This window comes from Qipengyuania nanhaisediminis, assembly GCF_045862805.1.
Lineage (GTDB): Bacteria > Pseudomonadota > Alphaproteobacteria > Sphingomonadales > Sphingomonadaceae > Erythrobacter > Erythrobacter nanhaisediminis_A.
Window position 1 is genome coordinate 1,285,273 of record NZ_AP025760.1, and the last position, 17,561, is coordinate 1,302,833.

The window sequence follows — 17,561 nt, forward strand, 5'->3', positions numbered from 1 at the left end:
TTGACGCCTTAACGCGAGGGCGCCGCGCCGGTTTCCTCGGCCAGTGCGGGGCGCAAGGTGGTCCATGCACGTTCGCCGCGCATGGCGGGGAACCAGGTGAGCGGGTTCCAGGTCGCGGTGCCATCGAGCGAGAAAGTGATGAATTCGGCACGCCCGCCGATATTCTCGAGCGGAATGCCGCCGCCAAGCCCGCGATCCTCGGCCGAGGCGCGGCTGTCGGCGCTTTCATCGCGATTGTCGCCCATCACGAAGACATGGCCTTCGGGCACGACATAGGGGCCGTAATTGTCGAGGAACTGGTTGCGGTGATCGATGACGAGATAGGTCGCGCCATTGGGAAGCGTCTCGCGATAGGTGGGCGGCTCGAAGAATTGCCGTCCGTCGGCATCGCGCACCCGGTATGCCTCGAAATCGGCGAGGCAGGGGCCGTTCTCGCAAAACAGTTCCGGCTCGAACGGGATGCGCACCGGGGGCACGACCTCGCGCTTGACCGGGACGCCGTTGAGGATGATGCGCCCGTCGCGCACCGCGATGGTGTCTCCGGGCAGAGCGACCACGCGCTTGATATAGTCCTCGTCGCGGATCGGGTGCACCGGGATGACGATGTCGCCATATTCGGGCGTGGCCGGGAGCACCCGCCAGTCGCCGCGCGGAAGCAGGTGAAAGCTCGCCGAGGCCCACGACCAGCCATAGGGATACTTGCTCACCACCAGCCGGTCTCCGACATGGAGCGTGGGCATCATCGAGGTCGAGGGGATGTAGAACGGCTTGGCGACGAGGCTGTGAAAGGCGAGAACCGCGAGCAGCATCAACGCCAGCCCGCGCAGTTCGGCGAACCAGTCGACCTTTTCGCGTGCCGCGTCGTCTTTTGCGGTGTCTTCGGCGCCGGATTGCGGATCGGGAGCGGTGCTGTCGGTGTGTGCCACGAAGGAAAATCGTTTCTGCTTGCGGTCGGTCGCCTCGGCGCGCTTGTCAGCGGACCGGGTGCGCCTCGATGATGACAAAGGCCTGCGCCCACGGGTGATCGTCGGTGAGGGTGAGATGGATGCGCGCTTCATGGCCCGACGGCGTCAATTCTTCAAGCCGCTTTGCCGCCCCGCCGCAAAGCGCCAGCGTCGGAGCGCCCGAAGGCGCGTTGACGACGCCGATATCCTTCATGAACACGCCGCGCCTGAACCCGGTGCCGACTGCCTTGGAAAAGGCCTCCTTGGCAGCAAATCGCTTGGCATAGGTGCCGGCGATGGTGAACGGGCGGCGGCGCGCCTTGGCGCGTTCGATCTCGGTGAAGACACGCGTCTCGAACCGCTCGCCGAACCGGTCGAGCGAGTTCTGGATGCGCTCGATATTGCACAGGTCGGATCCCAGCCCGATGATCATGGCGCCGACCTCACGATGAGAGTGACGAGAAGTACCAGCGCGATAAGGTGGAGCATGACCTGGCTGATGAAGAGCGGGTGCGCGAAATCGCCGCGCGAGAATTTGATCGCGCCGACAAATCCGAAAATCTGCAAGCCCACCCAGCCGATCGCGAAGGTGCGCAGCACGCCGGTATTGATCGCGTAGCCGAGCAGGCCGACCGCGATCAGGAACAGGATCGCGGCGCACCCGGCCCAGAATTTCTGAGCACTGGTCAGCGCGGGAAGATCGTGATCGCCCATCAGTCGCGCGCCTCGTCCATCAGCTCGCGCATCTTGCGGATTGCCGGCTCCAGCCCTGCAAAGATCGCCTCGCCGATCAGGTAGTGGCCGATATTGAGCTCCGCGATCTGGGGAATGGCCGCGATCGGCTGGACGTTTTCATAGGTCAGGCCGTGGCCGGCATGGGGCTCGATCCCGTTTTTCGCGGCGAGCGCGGCCATGTCGGTTATGCGGCGCAATTCGCGCTCGGTGCGCTCGCTGTCACCATCGAGGATCGCGTGTGCATATTCGCCGGTGTGAAACTCGACCACCGGCGCGCCGAGGCGGAGCGCGGCGTCGAGCTGGCGCTCGTCGGCCTCGATGAACAGCGAGACACGGATGCCCGCATCCCGCAGGCGGGTGACGATCGGTGCAAGCTGGTTGTCGAGTCCGGCGGCATCGAGCCCGCCTTCAGTCGTGCGCTCCTCGCGCTTTTCGGGAACGATGCAGGCGGCGTGGGGCTTGTGGCGCAGAGCGATGGAGAGCATTTCCTCGGTCGCCGCCATTTCAAGGTTGAGCGGCAGGTCGGTCGCCTGCTGGATGCGCGCGAGGTCCTCGTCGCGGATATGGCGGCGGTCTTCGCGCAGGTGAGCGGTGATCCCGTCGCCGCCCACGCGCGCGACGATCTCGGCCGCGCGCACCGGATCGGGATGGTCGCCGCCGCGCGCATTGCGGATGGTGGCGACGTGGTCGATGTTCACGCCGAGGCGCAGGCGGGGGTGCATGTCTGGCTCTTACTCCTTGCGGCTGCCCGGCTTGGTTATCGGCACCTTTGCCAGTTCCTCGGGCACCTTGCCTTCGGCATAGGTCGGAAAGTTGAAAGCCGCGAGCGGGTAGAACGGCACGCCGAGATCGGCAGACCCTTCCGAGCGATCGATCAGCGCGCATTCGGCGATCACCTTGCCGCCTTCGCGCGCGACCGCGGCGATCGCCTCGCGGCTCGACAGGCCGGTGGTGACCACGTCCTCGACCATCAGCACCTTCGCGCCTTGTTCGAGAGCGAATCCGCGTCGCAGGTGGAAGGTGCCCTCGGGCCGTTCGAGGAACATCGCGTCCTTTCCGAGGACGCGCGCGACCTCGTGGCCGATGATGATGCCACCCATGGCTGGCGAGACCACCACGTCGACCTGGTCGAGCACATCGGAAGGAATGGCGCGCACCACCGCCTGAGCCAGCCGGGCGGCGCGGTGCGGGTTCATCAGTACCCGCGCGCATTGCAGGTAATGTCCGCTGTGCCGACCCGAGGAGAGCTTGAAATGCCCCTCCAGCAGGGCGCCGCTTGCGCGGAATTCGGCGAGCACTTCGTCCTTGGTCGCAGGGATGGTCTGGTTGTCGGTCATTATCGGTAGTTATCCGCAGTTTGCGCGAGTGGCCGCAGGGGTTTGACACAGGGTCGGCACGGGCGCTTGCGCGCCTGTCACCCGGCCTTGCATAATTTTCTCCCTAGAAGCGCTTGAGGCACTGGGCAAGCGCGGCTAAGGGGGCAGCGAATGTGACAGGAATGTCACTCGCGCGCGTCCGGCGTGCGGGGCAACCGACAGGTGGTTTCGCACATCGGCTCAGGATCAATTCGAGAACCGATTAGGCATGATTATGGGTCAGGCTTTTGCCCGCACGAAGTTTGGATTTCTGGCGCTCGTCGCGGCGCTGATGGCGATCGGTATCGCCCTGGGCGCGCCGCAGGCGGCGTTCGCGCAGGGCGGCGATCCGGCCGAGGTGAGGGCGCCCGACATCGCGCCCGCATCGGCCGATGTGATCTCGCCCGAACCTTCGACTCCCGCCCGCGCCGACGAAGGTCCGCAGGCCGAAGGCGGATATGTCCCGATGGCTCCGACCGAAGGCAAGGGCATGCCGACCGCGTTCGAGACCGACGCGCTCAAGAGCATGACCTTCCAGGACCAGTATTCCAAGGACGGCGAATACGCGCTGTGGATGCACGATGTGATCCTGCTGCCGGTCATCACCGTGATCAGCCTCTTCGTGCTGTTCCTGCTGCTTTACACCGCGACCCGTTATCGTCGCAAAGCGCACCCGGTTCCCTCGAAGACGACCCACAACGCGCTGATCGAGGTGATCTGGACGGTGGTCCCGGTGATTATCCTCGTGATCATCGCCGTGCCGTCGATCACGCTTCTCGCGCGCCAGTATGAGACCCCGCCCGAGGACGCGATCACCGTCAAGGCGGTCGGTTACCAGTGGTACTGGGGCTATGAATATCCAGACCACGATGTCGAGATCGTCTCCAACATGCTCGACCGCGAAGCCGCGCTTGCCGCTGGCGAACCCGACCAGCTGGCGGTCGACAACCGCATGGTCGTGCCCGTCGGCGTTCCGCTGCGGATCCAGACCACTGCTGCCGACGTGATCCACGCCTTCGCGGTTCCCGCGCTGTGGTTCAAGCAGGACGCGGTCCCGGGCCGGCTCAACGAGCGCATGCTCGTGATCGACGAGCCGGGCGTCTATTACGGCCAGTGCTCGGAGCTGTGCGGTTCGCGCCACGCTTACATGCCGATCGCGGTCGAAGCGTTGCCGATGGACCAGTTCGAGGCATGGGTGCGCTCGCAGGGCGGCACTCTGCCGCGCGAACGCGCCGCGGCCGAGGCTGCCGAAGCGGCCGCTGCTGCCTCCGCGGCCGACGCCGAAGCGGGCGATGACGAGGCGGCCGAAACCGCCGACGCAGCGTAACCGACACCAGAACACCAGACTGACACGAACCGAAGAGACGCAAACGATGGCCACAACCGCTGACAATTTTGCTCCCGCCGCAGGTCATGGCGGCGATTCCGATCACGGGCACGATCACGCGGACCACAAGCCGGGCTTCTTCGCCCGCTGGTTCATGTCGACCAACCACAAGGATATCGGCACGCTCTACCTGATCTTCGCGATCATGGCGGGGATCATCGGTGGCGGTATTTCGGGCATCATGCGCCTCGAACTGGCCGAGCCGGGCATCCAGTACCTGCAGTGGTGGGCCGGCTTCATGGGCGGCGCGGAAGACATCAACACCGCGCTTCACATGTGGAACGTGTTCATCACCGCTCACGGCCTGATCATGGTCTTCTTCATGGTCATGCCGGCAATGATCGGCGGCTTCGGCAACTGGTTCGTGCCGCTGATGATCGGCGCGCCGGACATGGCGTTCCCGCGGATGAACAACATCTCTTTCTGGCTGACGGTCGCGGGCTTCCTCAGCCTGCTGTTCTCGCTGTTCGTTCCGGGCGGTTCGGGCCCGGGCGCAGGCGTTGGCTGGACGGTCTATGCGCCGCTTTCGACCACCGGCTCGCAAGGCCCGGCGGTCGATTTCGCGATCTTCTCGCTCCACCTTGCAGGCGCGGGCTCGATCCTGGGTGCGACGAACTTCATCACCACCATCTTCAACATGCGTGCCCCTGGCATGACGCTGCACAAGATGCCGCTGTTCGTGTGGTCTGTGCTGGTCACCGCCTTCCTGCTGCTGCTCGCCCTGCCGGTCCTGGCCGCGGCGATCACCATGCTGCTGACCGACCGCAATTTCGGCACCACCTTCTTCGATCCGGCCGGTGGCGGCGACCCCGTGCTTTACCAGCACCTGTTCTGGTTCTTCGGACACCCCGAGGTCTACATCATGATCCTGCCCGGCTTCGGCATGATCAGCCAGATCGTCGCGACCTTCAGCCGCAAGCCGGTGTTCGGCTATCTCGGCATGGCCTATGCCATGGTCGCGATCGGCGTGGTCGGCTTCGTCGTGTGGGCGCACCACATGTATACCGTCGGCCTCGACGTGAACACGAAGATGTATTTCACCGCGGCCACCATGGTCATCGCGGTGCCGACGGGCGTGAAGATCTTTAGCTGGATCGCGACCATGTGGGGCGGCTCGATCGAGTACAAGTCGCCGATGGTCTGGGCGATGGGCTTCATCTTCCTGTTCACCGTGGGCGGCGTGACCGGCGTCGTGCTCGCCAATGGCGGCATCGATGACAACCTGCACGACACCTATTACGTGGTGGCTCACTTCCACTACGTGCTGTCGATGGGCGCGGTGTTCTCGCTGTTCGCCGGTTTCTACTACTGGTTCCCGAAGATGAGCGGCCGGATGCACTCCGAACTGCTCAGCCACCTGCACTTCTGGGGCTTCTTCATCGGCGTGAACGTGATCTTCTTCCCGCAGCACTTCCTGGGGATGAACGGCATGCCGCGCCGCTATCCGGACTATCCGGAAGCCTTCACCTTCTGGAACGAGATCAGCTCGATCGGCTACATGATCATGGCCGCCTCGATGGCGATCTTCTTCGTCAACCTCGCCTACGCATTCATCGCCGGGCGCAAGGCTGAGGGCAATCCGTGGGGCGAAGGCGCGACGACGCTTGAATGGACTCTGTCGAGCCCGCCGCCGTTCCACCAGTTCGAAACGCTTCCGGTGATCGAGGATCACCACGACTACCACGATCACCGCCCGGTCAACGCCTGACCTGGCACTGCCGCCCGGGCACACGGTCGGGCGGGATGACATCGAAAAGGGGGAGGGCGCGCCGCGAGGCTGCGCTCTCTTTCGAATGGAAGACACCGCGACGACATGAACACGAGCGCACAGATCACGACCACCGGCTCGGCAGCGGTTTCCGCCATGCCGACCGACTGGCGCGACTTCTTCGCGCTGACCAAGCCGCGCGTGATGACGCTGGTCGTGTTCACCGCGCTGTGCGGTCTTCTCGCGGCTCCCGGTTCGATCCACCCGGTTCTCGGTTTCACCGCGATCCTCGCGATCGCGATGGGGGCGGGCGGCTCTGCCGTGCTCAACCAGTGGTGGGAAGCCGATCTCGATGCCGGGATGAAGCGCACCGCCGCGCGCCCCTTGCCCGCGGGCCGGATGGAACGCGGCGACGCGCGCGATTTCGGGCTGTTCCTGTCGGGCGCCTCGCTGGTTTTGATGGGGGTCGCAATCGGCTGGCTGGCGGCTGCGTTGCTGCTCGCCGCGATCGTCTATTACGCGGTCATCTACACCATGTGGCTGAAGCCGCGCACTCCGCAGAACATCGTGATCGGCGGCGGATCGGGCGCCTTTCCCCCGCTGATCGGCTGGGTTGCTGTCACCGGCGAGATCACCGCCATGCCGATCCTGCTGTTTGCGATCATCTTCATGTGGACCCCTCCGCATTTCTGGGCGCTCGCGCTGTTCGTGAAGACCGATTACGCCAATGTCGGCATTCCGATGATGCCCAATGTTCGCGGCGAGGCATCGACCCGGCGCCAGATCCTCGCCTATACCGTGCTGCTCGCCCCGGTCGCGGTCGCGCCGTGGCTGATCGGCGGCGCCGGCTGGCTCTACGGCTCGGTCGCCCTCGTGCTCTCGATGCTGTTCTTCGCGCTTGCTCTGCCCGTCGGCCTCCGCACCCGCTCGGAAGAGGACGCGATGCGGCCCGAGAAGACCTTGTTCAAGTTCTCGATCGCCTACCTGTTCATCCTGTTCGCCGCCTTGGTGGTTGACCGGGTGCTCGCAGCTCATGGCATCGTGGGTGCAGGAGTTTTCGGATGACGCCCGAAGAGGAAACCGAATTCGCCCGTCGCCGCAAGAGCCGCAATCTCGTGGTCGGCGGGACGTTGCTGTTCTTCGCCGTGCTGTTCTACGTCATCACCTTTGTCCAGTGGGGCAGCCAGTGATGGCGCTGAGCAAGAACACTCGCACCGGCGCGCTCGCCATGCTCGGCGCTTTCGTCATGCTCGGTATGGGCTATGCCGCGGTGCCGCTATACGACCTGTTCTGCCGCGTGACCGGCTTTGGCGGGACCACCCAGGTCGCCACCAAGGCGCAGGCCGAAGCGGCTGCCGCGCTCGCATCGGCTGAGACGATCTCGATTCGTTTCGATGCTTCGACATCGCGCGATATTCCGTGGGAGTTTCGTCCCTCGCAATCGACCGACAAGGTGCGGATCGGCGAGCGCGACCTGGCGACATATGTGGCGCGCAATCTCACCGACGAACCGATCACCGGCACCGCGACGTTCAATGTCGAACCTGCGCAGGCTGGCATCTATTTCAACAAGATCCAGTGCTTCTGCTTTACCGAGCAGACGCTTCAGCCCGGGCAGGAAGTGACCATGCCGGTGCTCTATTTCGTCGATCCGGCGATCCTCGATGACGAGACGATCGGCGATATCGAGCAGATTACCTTGAGTTATACTTTTCACCGCGCGAAAGAGCCCGTAACGAGTGCTCTCGACCGCTCGCAATAGATGCAACTTTCCTAAGGGAACGGGACCAAGACCATGGCTGGCAACGCAAACCACGACTATCACATTCTGGACCCCGATCCGTGGCCGCTGATCGGCGCGCTTTCGGCGCTGGTGTTCACTTCGGGCATGGTGCTGAGCTTTTATCCTGACCTGTTTGGCGGCGTTGCCAATGTCGTGCTCTGGGCGGGCCTTGCGGGCGTGCTCGCGACCTTTTTCTTCTGGTTCAAGAATGTCGTCGTCGAAGCCCAGCGCGGCGACCACACCCCGGTAGTCCAGTTGCACATGCGATACGGCATGATCCTGTTCATCGCTTCGGAAGTCATGTTCTTCGTCGGCTGGTTCTGGAGCTTTTTCGACTTCGCGCTGTTCCCCGCCCCGCTCGAAGTGAGCGGTGCCGGAACCGACGCGCAGACCACCACCAACCTGTTCATCTCGCAAGGCATCACCGCGCTCGGCACGCTGGTCCCCGACGGGATGGAAGTGCTCGACCCGTTCAGCCTGCCGCTGCTCAACACGCTGATCCTGCTGTGCTCGGGCACCACAGTCACCTGGGCGCACCACGCGCTGATCCACGGCGACCGCGAAGGGCTCAAGATGGGCCTGTGGGCGACCATTGCGCTCGGCGTGCTGTTCAGCGCGATCCAGGCCTATGAATACAGCGTCGCGCCGTTCAATTTCGGCGACAACACCTATGGCTCGGCCTTCTACATGGCGACCGGCTTCCACGGCTTCCACGTGTTGATCGGGACCATCTTCCTCGCCGTGTGCCTCTACCGCGCCTATATCGGCCACTTCACCTCGCGCCAGCATTTCGGCTTCGAGGCGGCCGCCTGGTACTGGCACTTCGTCGACGTGGTGTGGCTGTTCCTCTTCATCGCCGTCTACATCTGGGGCGGCGCGGGAGCCGAATACCACTGATGAACTCGGGCAAGACGCCTGACACGCAAAAAGGGCAGTCCGGTATCTTCCGGGCTGCCCTTTTGGGTTTGTGCCCGCGCTGCAGCGAGCCGACCCTCTTCGAAGCGCCCGCGCGCATGGCGATGACCTGTTCGCATTGCGGGCTCGATCTTGCCGCGCTCGAACGCGGCGGGCGGTTCGTGGGTCTGCTCACCGTGCTGATCGCGGTGGTGCTGATGGTGATCGCGGTGGGTATCGAATATGCGTTCCGCCCGCCAATCGCGCTTCAGGCCGCGTTCTGGGCCCCGGTGACCGCGGGCGTGGTCCTGTACGCGCTGCGCCTGTTCAAGACCGCGCTGCTCTATGCGAGCTATGACCGGCGCGAGGAGGCGGGCGAATGATCCGGCGCCTGCCGATCATCCCGACGATCCTAGTGCTCGCGGCGGCAGGGGTGATGGTGGCGCTCGGCTTCTGGCAGCTGGGCCGGGCGGACGAAAAGGCGGCCCTGATCGCGCGCTATGAGGCTGCGCTGCAATCGGGCGATCTCAAGCCATTTCCAGGCGACCAAGGCGGCGTATCGAGGGATGAGTGGCTGTTCCATCCGACCGCTTTCGATTGCACGAAGGTGCTCTCGCGCGAGGCGATTTCCGGGCGCAGCGCCAGGGGGCAGGCGGGATATGCGCATATCGCGCGCTGTCAGACAGAGCGCGGGCCTGCCGATGTCCTGCTGGGCTGGTCGCGCGATCCGGCAGCCCCTGCCTATGAGGGCGGCGCTGTCGAAGGGCTGATCGTGCGCGGGGGAGCGGACGGCGCGCGGGTGCAATCAGCGCAGCCGCTCGCAGGGCTAGGTCCGCTGGCCGAACCCGACCCCAATGACTTGCCGAACAACCACCTTGCCTATGCCGGGCAGTGGTTCTTCTTCGCTCTGACCGCGCTGGTGATCTATTTCCTTGCGCTGCGTTCGCGCCTCGCCAAGCGCGACTAAGCCAGGGGCAAGCGGGGCTTGCTTGCCCCGCAAACCGAGCGCGGCTAACCGCAGGAACACGATGCAGTATCTTTCCACTCGCGGAAGCGCGCCGGCGCTCGATTTCGAAGGCGCGACGCTCACAGGGCTCGCCAGCGATGGCGGGCTTTACCTGCCGCGCGAGTGGCCGCGGCTGAGCGAGGCGGAAATCCGCGAGTTGCGCGGGCTTTCCTATGCCGATCTGGCGGTTCGCATCATGCGCCCTTTCGTCGCTGGCAGCCTCGCCGATGACGAGCTCGAGGCGCTTTGCCACGCGGTCTATGACGATTTCGGCCACGCCGCCGTCACCCCGCTGGCCCAGCTCAATGAGACCCACTGGCTGCTCGAGCTGTTCCACGGCCCCACGCTCGCCTTCAAGGACGTTGCGCTGCAAATGCTCGGGCAGCTTTTCGAGACCTTTCTCGCGCGGCGCGACCAGCGGCTTACCATCGTCGGCGCGACCAGCGGCGATACCGGCTCGGCCGCGATCAACGCCGTCGCCGGGCGCGAGCGGGTCGAAATCTTCATGCTGCACCCGCTCGACCGGGTGAGCGATGTCCAGCGCCGGCAGATGACCACGGTGCGCGCGCCCAATGTCCACAATATCGCGATCCGCGGCAGCTTCGATGATGCCCAGCGCCACGTGAAGCGCATGTTTGCAGACGAGGCGGTGACCGGGACCCTGCGGATTGGTGCGGTCAATTCGATCAATTGGGCGCGTCTGATGGCGCAGGTGGTCTATTACTTCGCTTCCGCGCTCCAGTTCGGCGCGCCCGATCGCGCAGTCGCCTACAGCGTTCCAACGGGCAATTTCGGCGACGTGTTCGCAGGTTATGTCGCAGCACAGATGGGCCTGCCGATCGAGCGGCTGGTGGTCGCCACCAATGTTAACGACATCCTCCACCGCGCGCTCAAAGACGGTGACTATTCCGCAGGCGAGACCACGGCGACCATTACTCCCTCGATGGATATCCAGGTCAGCTCCAATTTCGAACGGCTCCTGTTCGATTGCGGCGGACGCGACGGCGCTGCATTGGCCGAGCAGATGCGCGGTTTCGACGAGAACCGTTCCATGCCGCTTACCAACAGCCAGCGCGAAGGCGCGGCACGGCTCTTCACCAGTGCGCGCGCCGACCAGGACGACACCGCGCGCGCTTTGCAATGGGCCTATCGCAAGGCGGGCCAGGTGATCGATCCGCATACGGGGGTCGGCCTCCATGCCGCGCTCCATGCCGACGGGATCGCGCCCGGAACGCCGATCGTCACGCTCGCCACCGCGCACCCGGCCAAGTTCCGCGACGCGGTCGAACGCGCGACCGGCGTCCGGCCCGCATTGCCCGCGCGCGTCGGCGACCTGTTCGGGCGTGAGGAGCATTTTGCCGAGCTAGGCGGCGATTACGAGGCAACCCGCGACTACGTGCTCGAAAACGCGGCGGGATCGGGCCGCTGATGGCGCAGCTGATAGAACAGCCGCAGGTGATGGAATGCACCGGTTGGGACGATTACCGGCTGGTCGACAGCGGGCACGGCCGCAAGATCGAACAGTTCGGCATGCACCGCTTCATTCGGCCCGAGCCGCAGGCGATGTGGACGCCGCGGCTTGCGGACTGGAGCGCCGATGGCGAGTTCGTTCCCGGCTCGGACGAGGATGGCGGCGGGCGCTGGCAGCTTTCGGGCGAGGTCGACGAAAAGGGCTGGCTGGGTAATTGGAACGAGGTCAATTTCGACATTCGCCCCACGCCTTTTCGCCACCTGCAATTCTTCCCCGACATGGCCCCGGTGTGGGACTGGATGCGCGAACGGCTCGATCGCCGCGTGGATGCCGAGACATTGAACCTGTTCGGTTATACCGGGCTCGGCAGCCTCGCGCTGAGCCGTCATGGCCGCGTCACCCATGTCGATGCGAGCAAGAAATCGGTCGCTCAGGCGCGCGAGAATGCCGCGCATTCGGGGATGGAGGATCGCCCGATACGCTGGCTGGTCGACGACGCGGCCAAGTTTGCCGCTCGGGAAGTGCGGCGCGAACGACGCTATGACGGGATCATCCTCGACCCGCCCAAGTTCGGACGCGGACCCAAGAACGAGACCTGGCGGCTTGAGGAGAGCCTGCCCGGCCTTGTCGACGACTGCGCGAAGCTACTCGACGACAAGAGCGCGTTTCTGTTTCTGACTGTCTATGCCGTGCGGATGAGCAGCCTCGCGATCGCTGGCCTGCTCGCCGAAAAGCTCGCCCATCTGCCGGGGCAGATCGAGCACGGCGACCTCGCGGTGCGCGAAGAGGGCGAAGGCGGACGGTTGCTCCCCACCGCCATCTTCGCGCGCTGGAGCAATAAGGGCTAAGGCGCGGAAACGATGACCCAGACCGATTCGCTCACGCTCGAAGTCGCCGATCTCGATGTCGATGTCCTGACCGGCATCTATTCGGAGGAAACCGGCAAGCCCCAGCCGCTGCGCATCACCGTGCGCGCGCGCTATGACGTGGCGGATCGCTACGATCCCGAGACCCCGCTCGATGCGAGCAAGAACTACATGGACCTCAAGCACGCCGCGAGCGAGGGCCTGCCGAAGGGTGTCCATTTCAAGCTGATCGAGGCGGTCGCCGACCATATATGCGAGACCTTGTTTGTGCAGGATGCCCGGGTGCAGGCGGTGACGGTCAAGATCGTCAAGCTCGCGATCGCCGAAGGCAACGAACAGATCGGCATCACGCTTCACCGCGAACGCCCCGATGGCTGAAGGCGTTCAGGCCGTGCTCGCGATCACGGGGCTGCCCGAAAGCGGTCTCGATGCGAGCGCGGCTTTCCACCACGAACATCTGGCCCGCGTCGAGGAATGTCTCGCGCAAGGCGATCTGGCCGCGCTGGTCTTGGCGCTTGCGCCTGCAGGACCCGATCACGACGACTGGCGGCGAGCGCTCGCGCGCGACCTTGCCCGGGCGCACAAGCCGGTGCGGGTCAACGTGGTCGCGGGTGACGAAGGCGAGGCACGCGATGCGATCATTGCCTTCCTCGAAACCGCGCCCGGCGTGACCGGCCAGTATTTGGTCGCACATGAGTGAGAGCGCGGCCCGCAGCATCGACCGGCTCGCGCTTGGCGAGCCGCCTCGGCCGCTGATCGATGCGCATGACAGGGCGATCACCTATCTGCGGCTATCGGTCACCGATCGCTGCGACCTTCGCTGCACCTATTGCATGCCCGAACGCATGCGCTTCCTGCCCAAGAGTGAACTGCTCAGCCTCGAGGAACTGGCGACGCTCGCCGATGGCTTCATCGCGCGCGGGGTGACGAAAATTCGCATTACCGGGGGCGAACCGCTGGTGCGCCGTGATGTCACCACGCTGATCACCGCCTTGGGCAAGCGGATAGGCGATGGGCTGAAGGAATTGACGCTCACCACCAATGCCACCCGGCTGACGGACCATGCCGAGGCATTGGCGCAAGCGGGCGTGCGGCGGGTCAATGTTTCGCTCGACACGCGCGATCGCGCGCGCTTTGCCAGCCTGTCGCGCCGCGACGCCTTGCCGCGAGTGCTTGATGGCATTGCCGCCGCGCGCGCAGCGGGTCTGCGGGTCAAGATCAACACCGTCGCGCTGAAAGGCGTGAACGAGGATGAGCTCGGTGATCTCGCCGAGTGGGCCCATGGCGAGGGGCACGACATCACTATCATCGAGGTCATGCCTCTGGGCGAGGTGGGCGAGGATCGCGGCGCGCATTACCTCCCGCTAGACCGGGTCCGCGCGCGGCTGGAAGAGCGTTGGACCTTGCAGGCCAGCGACCATGCAAGCGGCGGCCCGGCGCGCTATGTCGATGTCGCAGAGACCGGCGGTCGGATCGGCTTCATCACTCCCCACACGCACAATTTCTGCGCCAGCTGCAACCGGATGCGCGTGACCGCGACCGGCCAGCTCTACCCATGCCTGGGCGATGCAGGGAGGATCGATTGTCGCGCTGCACTGCGCTCGGACGCGCCCGCGCGCCGCCTCGAAGAGGCGCTCGACCGGGCCATGGCGATCAAGCCCTCGCGCCACGATTTCCGGCTGGCGGCAGGCGAGGGCGGCCCCGCGCTCTCGCGTCACATGTCGGTGACAGGAGGCTGAAAGATGGCGGTGAAGGTCATTTTCCTCGGTCCCTTGCAGGACATGGCTGGCGAGCAGGAGCGCAGCGTAGCGGCTCCGCTCGACTGGGACGGGCTGCTGCGCGAAGTCGGTCCGCAAATAGCCGGGCAATTGCAAGACGACCGGGTAAACGTGGCCTGCGCTAGCCGAGTGCTCGCCGACAAGACATCGCTCGATGCGCGGGATGGCGACGAGGTCGCACTGCTGCCGCCGGTCTCGGGCGGCTGAAGGGTAAGCGTCGCGTGTTCGAAACCCGCCTTTGCGACGTGCCATTCGATCCCGCGAGGTCGCTAGCGGCGTTGGCAAAGGCCTGTCCGGATGCGGGCGGGATCGCGAGCTTCGTGGGCCAGGTGCGCGCGCAGGACGACGGGGACAGCGCAGTCGATGCGCTCGAACTCAGCCATTACGAGCCGCTCACCCTGCCGGGAATGGAAGCGCTTTCGGCATCGGCGCGCGCCCGGTTCGGCCTGTCGGGACTGGTCCTCATCCACCGCGTTGGTCGCATGGCACCGGGTGACCCGATCGTCTGCATCGCCGCCGCCGCGCGCCACCGCCGCGCTGCATTCGACGCGTCCGAATACTGCATCGATCACCTCAAGGGCGCGGCCTGGCTGTGGAAGCGCGAATTGCGCGCCGGGACCTGGCGCTGGATCGCCCCGCGCGCGCAGGACCATGCCGACCTGGCGCGTTGGAGCGACAAAAGCATCGGCGTTTGATCTCGATCAAGGCGGGCGCCGCACACCCAGGGCAAAAGCTCCTTGCACCCAAGGAGAAGCGCCATGACCAAGAATTTCCAGCAAGAGCTCGCCCGCGGCAAGGCTCGCATCGTCACGGCACCCGCTGTCGTTAGCGAAGTGCCGCGCCACCAGGTCGATGTCGACCGCAATTTCGAACTGCCAACCGGACTCTATGCCGCCACCGCCGGGCTCTATGTTGCCTTCCTCGCGATCCTTGCCACCGGCTTTGCTGCGCCGGGCATGATCATCCCGATGGCGATTTGCGCGGTCTTCCTCGTCGGCTTTTTCGGAGTGCCCGCCGCTTGGACGCGGTTGCGCGCCAACGCGAGCAAGTCGAAAACCGTAGGCGAATTCAAGCGCGCCGGGATCATGACCTATACCGGCCACTGCAATGCCCGCGATGCCGCGGTGCAGATGCTGATCCTTCCCGTCCTCGTCGTCCTCTGGGCAGGCGCAGTCGTCACCATCGCCGCGCTGGTGTGATCGAGGGGCTCGGTCACGTCGCCGGCGCGTTGCGTTGGGCCACGGATCAGGCCGACTGACGCCCGGAGAGGGCCTGGAGGAGCGCGGGGTCGACCAGTTCGATCCCGCGCTTTCCTTCTCGCCTGATCGCTCCTGCCGTCTCGAGCTCGCCGAGCTTGCGGCTAACCGTCTCGATCGTCAGCCCTAGCATGCTGGCGATCTCGCCGCGCGTGAGCGGCAGTTCGAACCGTGCGGCGATGTGACACGAGGTATCGCTCGCCGCTGCGGCGAAATCGTGGATCAGCGCGGCAAGCCGGGCCTCGGCGCTCGCCTGGCCTGTCATTTCGAGCAGGTTGCGGCTGGCGAGCAGGTCTTCCTGGCTGCGGCGCAACAGCGCGCGGGCGAGCGCGGGATAGGTGTCGATCGCGCGTTCGAGATCGCTGCGTGCAAAGACGCAGAGGCGGCTCTCGGTCAGCGCGACGACATCGTGATGCGCGAAAGGAGCGAACAGTTCGCCGATAAAGCCCGCCGGGTGAACGAGAGCAAGAATCTGCTCGTTGCCGTCCTTGTCTATTCCCGACACCTTCAGCGCGCCGGTGATCAGGGTGGCGCAGGCAGCCTCGTCATCGCCTGCGGCAAACAGCATCTCGCCGCGGTTGAGCGTCCGGCTTCGCCCGGCTTTTGCGAGCGCTGCGCGTTCGTCATCGCTGAGCACCGCGCAGGCCGCGCTTCCGCGCACCGGGCAGGTGTCGCAGTGAAGGTTCAACGTGCCAGGATCGCGGATAGCGAATCGATGGCCGCGTCCTGCTCGCGCAAGAGGCCTGCGATTCGCGCCTGCGCGCTTTCGATTGCGGCGGTTGGCGCGAATGTGGTCGCGGCCTCGGCTTCGTAGCGATCGATGCCGCCGAGCACCGAGAGCGTGCGACCGCGAAGCGCCGACAATTCACCCAGCGCAGCCGCCGCACGCGCATAGGCATTGCTCTCGATGCCCAGCCCGTTTGCGGCACTGACCAGTCGGCTGACATCGGGCTGGAGCGCGGTGAAACGCTGGTGCAGGCCGAGCGCTTCGCTGACCTCTGCCTCGATCGCCTCTTCCGCAACGACCGCGGCGACGGGCGAGGGCGGCGCGACGGGCCTTTCCAACCCTGCCATGCGCTCGGCATCGCGGATTGCGAGCGAGGGATATTTGTCGCTGCTGCCCGCGCAGGCAGACAGGGCCAGGGCGAGAGGGCAGCAAATGGCGAAAAGAGTGGAATTGCGGCTGGTCATTGCTGTGCGATCCGTTATCACGCTCGTCGCGCGCCTCAAAGCCTCAAGCCAACAGCGCGCACAAGCTCAATTTGTCGCAAGACGAGCGTTGACTTGAGCGCGCCGTTCCCTTAACGGCACCCATCTTTCCGGCGCTGTGTGTTCGCGGCGCCGTTTGACGTTCGATAGGCGCGCCTGTTCCGTTTGGGGCTCGCGAGCGGGATCGAACAGCCACGAGATTGAGAGTATTAAGCCATGTTCGCAGTAGTGCGCACGGGCGGCAAGCAGTATCGGGTTGCCGCCGGAGACAAGATTGCCGTTGAAAAGCTCGCAGGCGAAGCCGGCGACACGATCACCCTGGGCGACGTCCTGCTCGCCGGCGAAGGCGACAATGTCGCTGACGCATCGAAGGTGACCGTTTCGGCCGAAATCATCGCCCAGGCGAAGAGCGAAAAGGTCGTCGTCTTCAAGAAGCGTCGCCGCCACAACTATCGCCGCAAGGCCGGCCATCGCCAGCAGATGACCCTGCTGCGCATCACCGATGTCGGCGAAGGTGCGAAGAAGGCTCCTGCGAAGAAGGCCGCTGCGCCGAAGAAGGACGCCGACACCGAGGCCAAGAAGGCTCCGGCCAAGAAGGCTCCGGCGAAGAAGGCCGCTCCCAAGGCTGACGCAGCCGAGAAGAAGGCACCGGCCAAGAAGGCTGCTCCCAAGAAGGAAGCCGCCGCAAAGAAGCCCGCCGCCAAGAAAGCACCGGCCAAGAAGGCACCTGCCAAGAAGGCAGCGCCCAAGGCCGCAGACAAGAAGTAAGGACGCAGACCAATGGCACATAAAAAAGCAGGCGGTTCATCGCGTAACGGCCGCGACTCAGCAGGTCGTCGCCTTGGTGTGAAGAAGTTCGGGAGCGAGCAGGTCGTCCCGGGCAACATCATCGTGCGCCAGCGCGGCACCAAGTTCTATCCCGGCACCAATGTCGGCATGGGCAAGGACCACACGCTCTTCGCTCTCGAAGCGGGCGTGGTGCGATTCCACTCGGGCAAGCAGGACCGCAAATACGTGTCGGTCGATGCCATGGCCGAAGCAGCCGAATAACCGGACGATTCACGAACAGGATCGTCCACCGGGGCGGTCCCAGCCGGAGCTGAAAATCCGGCATCGAAGAGGGAGAAGGGCCACCCCGCCAGGGGAGCGCCGTTCTCCCTCTTGTCGTT

General features: G+C 65.0%; 25 protein-coding genes. 18 read left to right on the forward strand and 7 right to left on the reverse strand.

The genetic code is table 11. The annotated features are described in order from the left end of the window. Positions 1-8: 8 nt before the first annotated feature. The 5 genes from lepB to pyrE are packed head-to-tail and all read right to left on the reverse strand — an operon-like array spanning position 9 to position 3,016. Entirely contained in the window at positions 9-926 is a 918-nt protein-coding gene (lepB, locus tag ACKTSM_RS06155) for a signal peptidase I (RefSeq protein WP_407876241.1), read from the reverse strand. A gap of 46 nt (positions 927-972) precedes the next feature. Next, entirely contained in the window at positions 973-1,377 is a 405-nt protein-coding gene (gene acpS / locus ACKTSM_RS06160) for a holo-ACP synthase (protein ID WP_407876242.1), read from the reverse strand. Continuing rightward, a complete protein-coding gene (locus ACKTSM_RS06165; protein ID WP_407876243.1) occupies positions 1,374-1,658 on the reverse strand; it encodes a pyridoxal phosphate biosynthetic protein in 285 nt (94 codons plus the stop codon). The genes acpS and ACKTSM_RS06165 overlap by 4 nt, the downstream gene beginning before the upstream one ends. Then, positions 1,658-2,401, reverse strand: a complete 744-nt coding sequence (locus tag ACKTSM_RS06170) for a pyridoxine 5'-phosphate synthase (RefSeq protein WP_407876244.1) — start codon at positions 2,399-2,401, stop codon at positions 1,658-1,660. The genes ACKTSM_RS06165 and ACKTSM_RS06170 overlap by 1 nt, the downstream gene beginning before the upstream one ends. 9 nt (positions 2,402-2,410) lie before the next feature. After that, positions 2,411-3,016 carry an orotate phosphoribosyltransferase gene (pyrE, locus tag ACKTSM_RS06175; protein ID WP_407876245.1) on the reverse strand — a complete coding sequence of 202 codons (606 nt, stop codon included), beginning with the start codon at positions 3,014-3,016 and terminating at the stop codon, positions 2,411-2,413. A 247-nt stretch (positions 3,017-3,263) separates the two neighbouring features. On the opposite strand from pyrE, the gene coxB reads away from it, so the two are divergent. From coxB to ACKTSM_RS06255, 16 genes are all read left to right on the forward strand, one after another. Next, positions 3,264-4,361 carry a cytochrome c oxidase subunit II gene (coxB, locus tag ACKTSM_RS06180; protein ID WP_407876246.1) on the forward strand — a complete coding sequence of 366 codons (1,098 nt, stop codon included), beginning with the start codon at positions 3,264-3,266 and terminating at the stop codon, positions 4,359-4,361. Positions 4,362-4,407: 46 nt separating this feature from the next. Beyond that, complete coding sequence (gene ctaD, locus ACKTSM_RS06185; protein ID WP_407876247.1) at positions 4,408-6,129, forward strand: cytochrome c oxidase subunit I; 1,722 nt, start codon at positions 4,408-4,410, stop codon at positions 6,127-6,129. 105 nt (positions 6,130-6,234) lie between these two features. Continuing rightward, a complete protein-coding gene (locus tag ACKTSM_RS06190) occupies positions 6,235-7,194 on the forward strand; it encodes a heme o synthase (RefSeq protein ID WP_407876248.1) in 960 nt (319 codons plus the stop codon). Then, positions 7,191-7,319 carry a hypothetical protein gene (locus ACKTSM_RS06195; protein ID WP_407876249.1) on the forward strand — a complete coding sequence of 43 codons (129 nt, stop codon included), beginning with the start codon at positions 7,191-7,193 and terminating at the stop codon, positions 7,317-7,319. The genes ACKTSM_RS06190 and ACKTSM_RS06195 overlap by 4 nt, the downstream gene beginning before the upstream one ends. Further along, on the forward strand, positions 7,319-7,891 hold the full coding sequence (locus ACKTSM_RS06200) for a cytochrome c oxidase assembly protein (RefSeq protein ID WP_407876250.1): 573 nt from the start codon (positions 7,319-7,321) through the stop codon (positions 7,889-7,891). Before ACKTSM_RS06195 ends, ACKTSM_RS06200 begins: the two co-directional genes overlap by 1 nt. Positions 7,892-7,924: 33 nt before the next feature. Continuing rightward, positions 7,925-8,809: a cytochrome c oxidase subunit 3 gene (locus ACKTSM_RS06205; RefSeq protein WP_407876251.1), complete on the forward strand. Its 885-nt coding sequence runs from the start codon at positions 7,925-7,927 to the stop codon at positions 8,807-8,809. Next, positions 8,809-9,189 (forward strand): DUF983 domain-containing protein, encoded by a 381-nt coding sequence (locus tag ACKTSM_RS06210; protein WP_407876252.1) that lies wholly within the window; start codon positions 8,809-8,811, stop codon positions 9,187-9,189. The genes ACKTSM_RS06205 and ACKTSM_RS06210 overlap by 1 nt, the downstream gene beginning before the upstream one ends. Beyond that, positions 9,186-9,773, forward strand: coding sequence for an SURF1 family protein (locus ACKTSM_RS06215; RefSeq protein ID WP_407876253.1), 588 nt, complete (start codon positions 9,186-9,188; stop codon positions 9,771-9,773). The genes ACKTSM_RS06210 and ACKTSM_RS06215 overlap by 4 nt, the downstream gene beginning before the upstream one ends. Before the next feature lie 61 nt (positions 9,774-9,834). Then, entirely contained in the window at positions 9,835-11,241 is a 1,407-nt protein-coding gene (thrC, locus tag ACKTSM_RS06220; protein ID WP_407876254.1) for a threonine synthase, read from the forward strand. Continuing rightward, positions 11,241-12,131 carry a class I SAM-dependent methyltransferase gene (locus ACKTSM_RS06225; RefSeq protein ID WP_407876255.1) on the forward strand — a complete coding sequence of 297 codons (891 nt, stop codon included), beginning with the start codon at positions 11,241-11,243 and terminating at the stop codon, positions 12,129-12,131. The genes thrC and ACKTSM_RS06225 overlap by 1 nt, the downstream gene beginning before the upstream one ends. 12 nt (positions 12,132-12,143) lie before the next feature. Next, on the forward strand, positions 12,144-12,527 hold the full coding sequence (locus tag ACKTSM_RS06230; protein ID WP_407876256.1) for a dihydroneopterin aldolase: 384 nt from the start codon (positions 12,144-12,146) through the stop codon (positions 12,525-12,527). Next, on the forward strand, positions 12,520-12,849 hold the full coding sequence (locus tag ACKTSM_RS06235; protein ID WP_407876257.1) for a Rossmann fold domain-containing protein: 330 nt from the start codon (positions 12,520-12,522) through the stop codon (positions 12,847-12,849). The genes ACKTSM_RS06230 and ACKTSM_RS06235 overlap by 8 nt, the downstream gene beginning before the upstream one ends. Beyond that, positions 12,842-13,888: a GTP 3',8-cyclase MoaA gene (gene moaA / locus ACKTSM_RS06240; protein WP_407876258.1), complete on the forward strand. Its 1,047-nt coding sequence runs from the start codon at positions 12,842-12,844 to the stop codon at positions 13,886-13,888. The genes ACKTSM_RS06235 and moaA overlap by 8 nt, the downstream gene beginning before the upstream one ends. 3 nt (positions 13,889-13,891) lie before the next feature. Then, on the forward strand, positions 13,892-14,134 hold the full coding sequence (locus ACKTSM_RS06245; RefSeq protein WP_407876259.1) for a MoaD/ThiS family protein: 243 nt from the start codon (positions 13,892-13,894) through the stop codon (positions 14,132-14,134). Positions 14,135-14,148: 14 nt separating this feature from the next. Beyond that, positions 14,149-14,622, forward strand: coding sequence for a molybdenum cofactor biosynthesis protein MoaE (locus tag ACKTSM_RS06250; protein WP_407876260.1), 474 nt, complete (start codon positions 14,149-14,151; stop codon positions 14,620-14,622). A gap of 63 nt (positions 14,623-14,685) precedes the next feature. Continuing rightward, complete coding sequence (locus ACKTSM_RS06255; protein ID WP_407876261.1) at positions 14,686-15,126, forward strand: hypothetical protein; 441 nt, start codon at positions 14,686-14,688, stop codon at positions 15,124-15,126. A gap of 46 nt (positions 15,127-15,172) precedes the next feature. On the opposite strand, the gene ACKTSM_RS06260 is transcribed toward ACKTSM_RS06255, so the two are convergent. Together ACKTSM_RS06260 and ACKTSM_RS06265 are read right to left on the reverse strand one after the other, a co-directional pair. Then, positions 15,173-15,871 carry a Crp/Fnr family transcriptional regulator gene (locus tag ACKTSM_RS06260; RefSeq protein ID WP_407876262.1) on the reverse strand — a complete coding sequence of 233 codons (699 nt, stop codon included), beginning with the start codon at positions 15,869-15,871 and terminating at the stop codon, positions 15,173-15,175. Beyond that, positions 15,868-16,374: a hypothetical protein gene (locus tag ACKTSM_RS06265; protein WP_407876263.1), complete on the reverse strand. Its 507-nt coding sequence runs from the start codon at positions 16,372-16,374 to the stop codon at positions 15,868-15,870. Before ACKTSM_RS06265 ends, ACKTSM_RS06260 begins: the two co-directional genes overlap by 4 nt. Positions 16,375-16,608: 234 nt before the next feature. Here ACKTSM_RS06265 and rplU point away from each other — a divergent pair, with 234 nt between their 5' ends. Continuing rightward, positions 16,609-17,160, forward strand: coding sequence for a 50S ribosomal protein L21 (rplU, locus tag ACKTSM_RS06270; protein ID WP_407876264.1), 552 nt, complete (start codon positions 16,609-16,611; stop codon positions 17,158-17,160). A 12-nt stretch (positions 17,161-17,172) separates the two neighbouring features. Then, complete coding sequence (gene rpmA, locus ACKTSM_RS06275) at positions 17,173-17,442, forward strand: 50S ribosomal protein L27 (RefSeq protein ID WP_407876265.1); 270 nt, start codon at positions 17,173-17,175, stop codon at positions 17,440-17,442. The last annotated feature ends 119 nt before the right edge of the window (positions 17,443-17,561 follow it).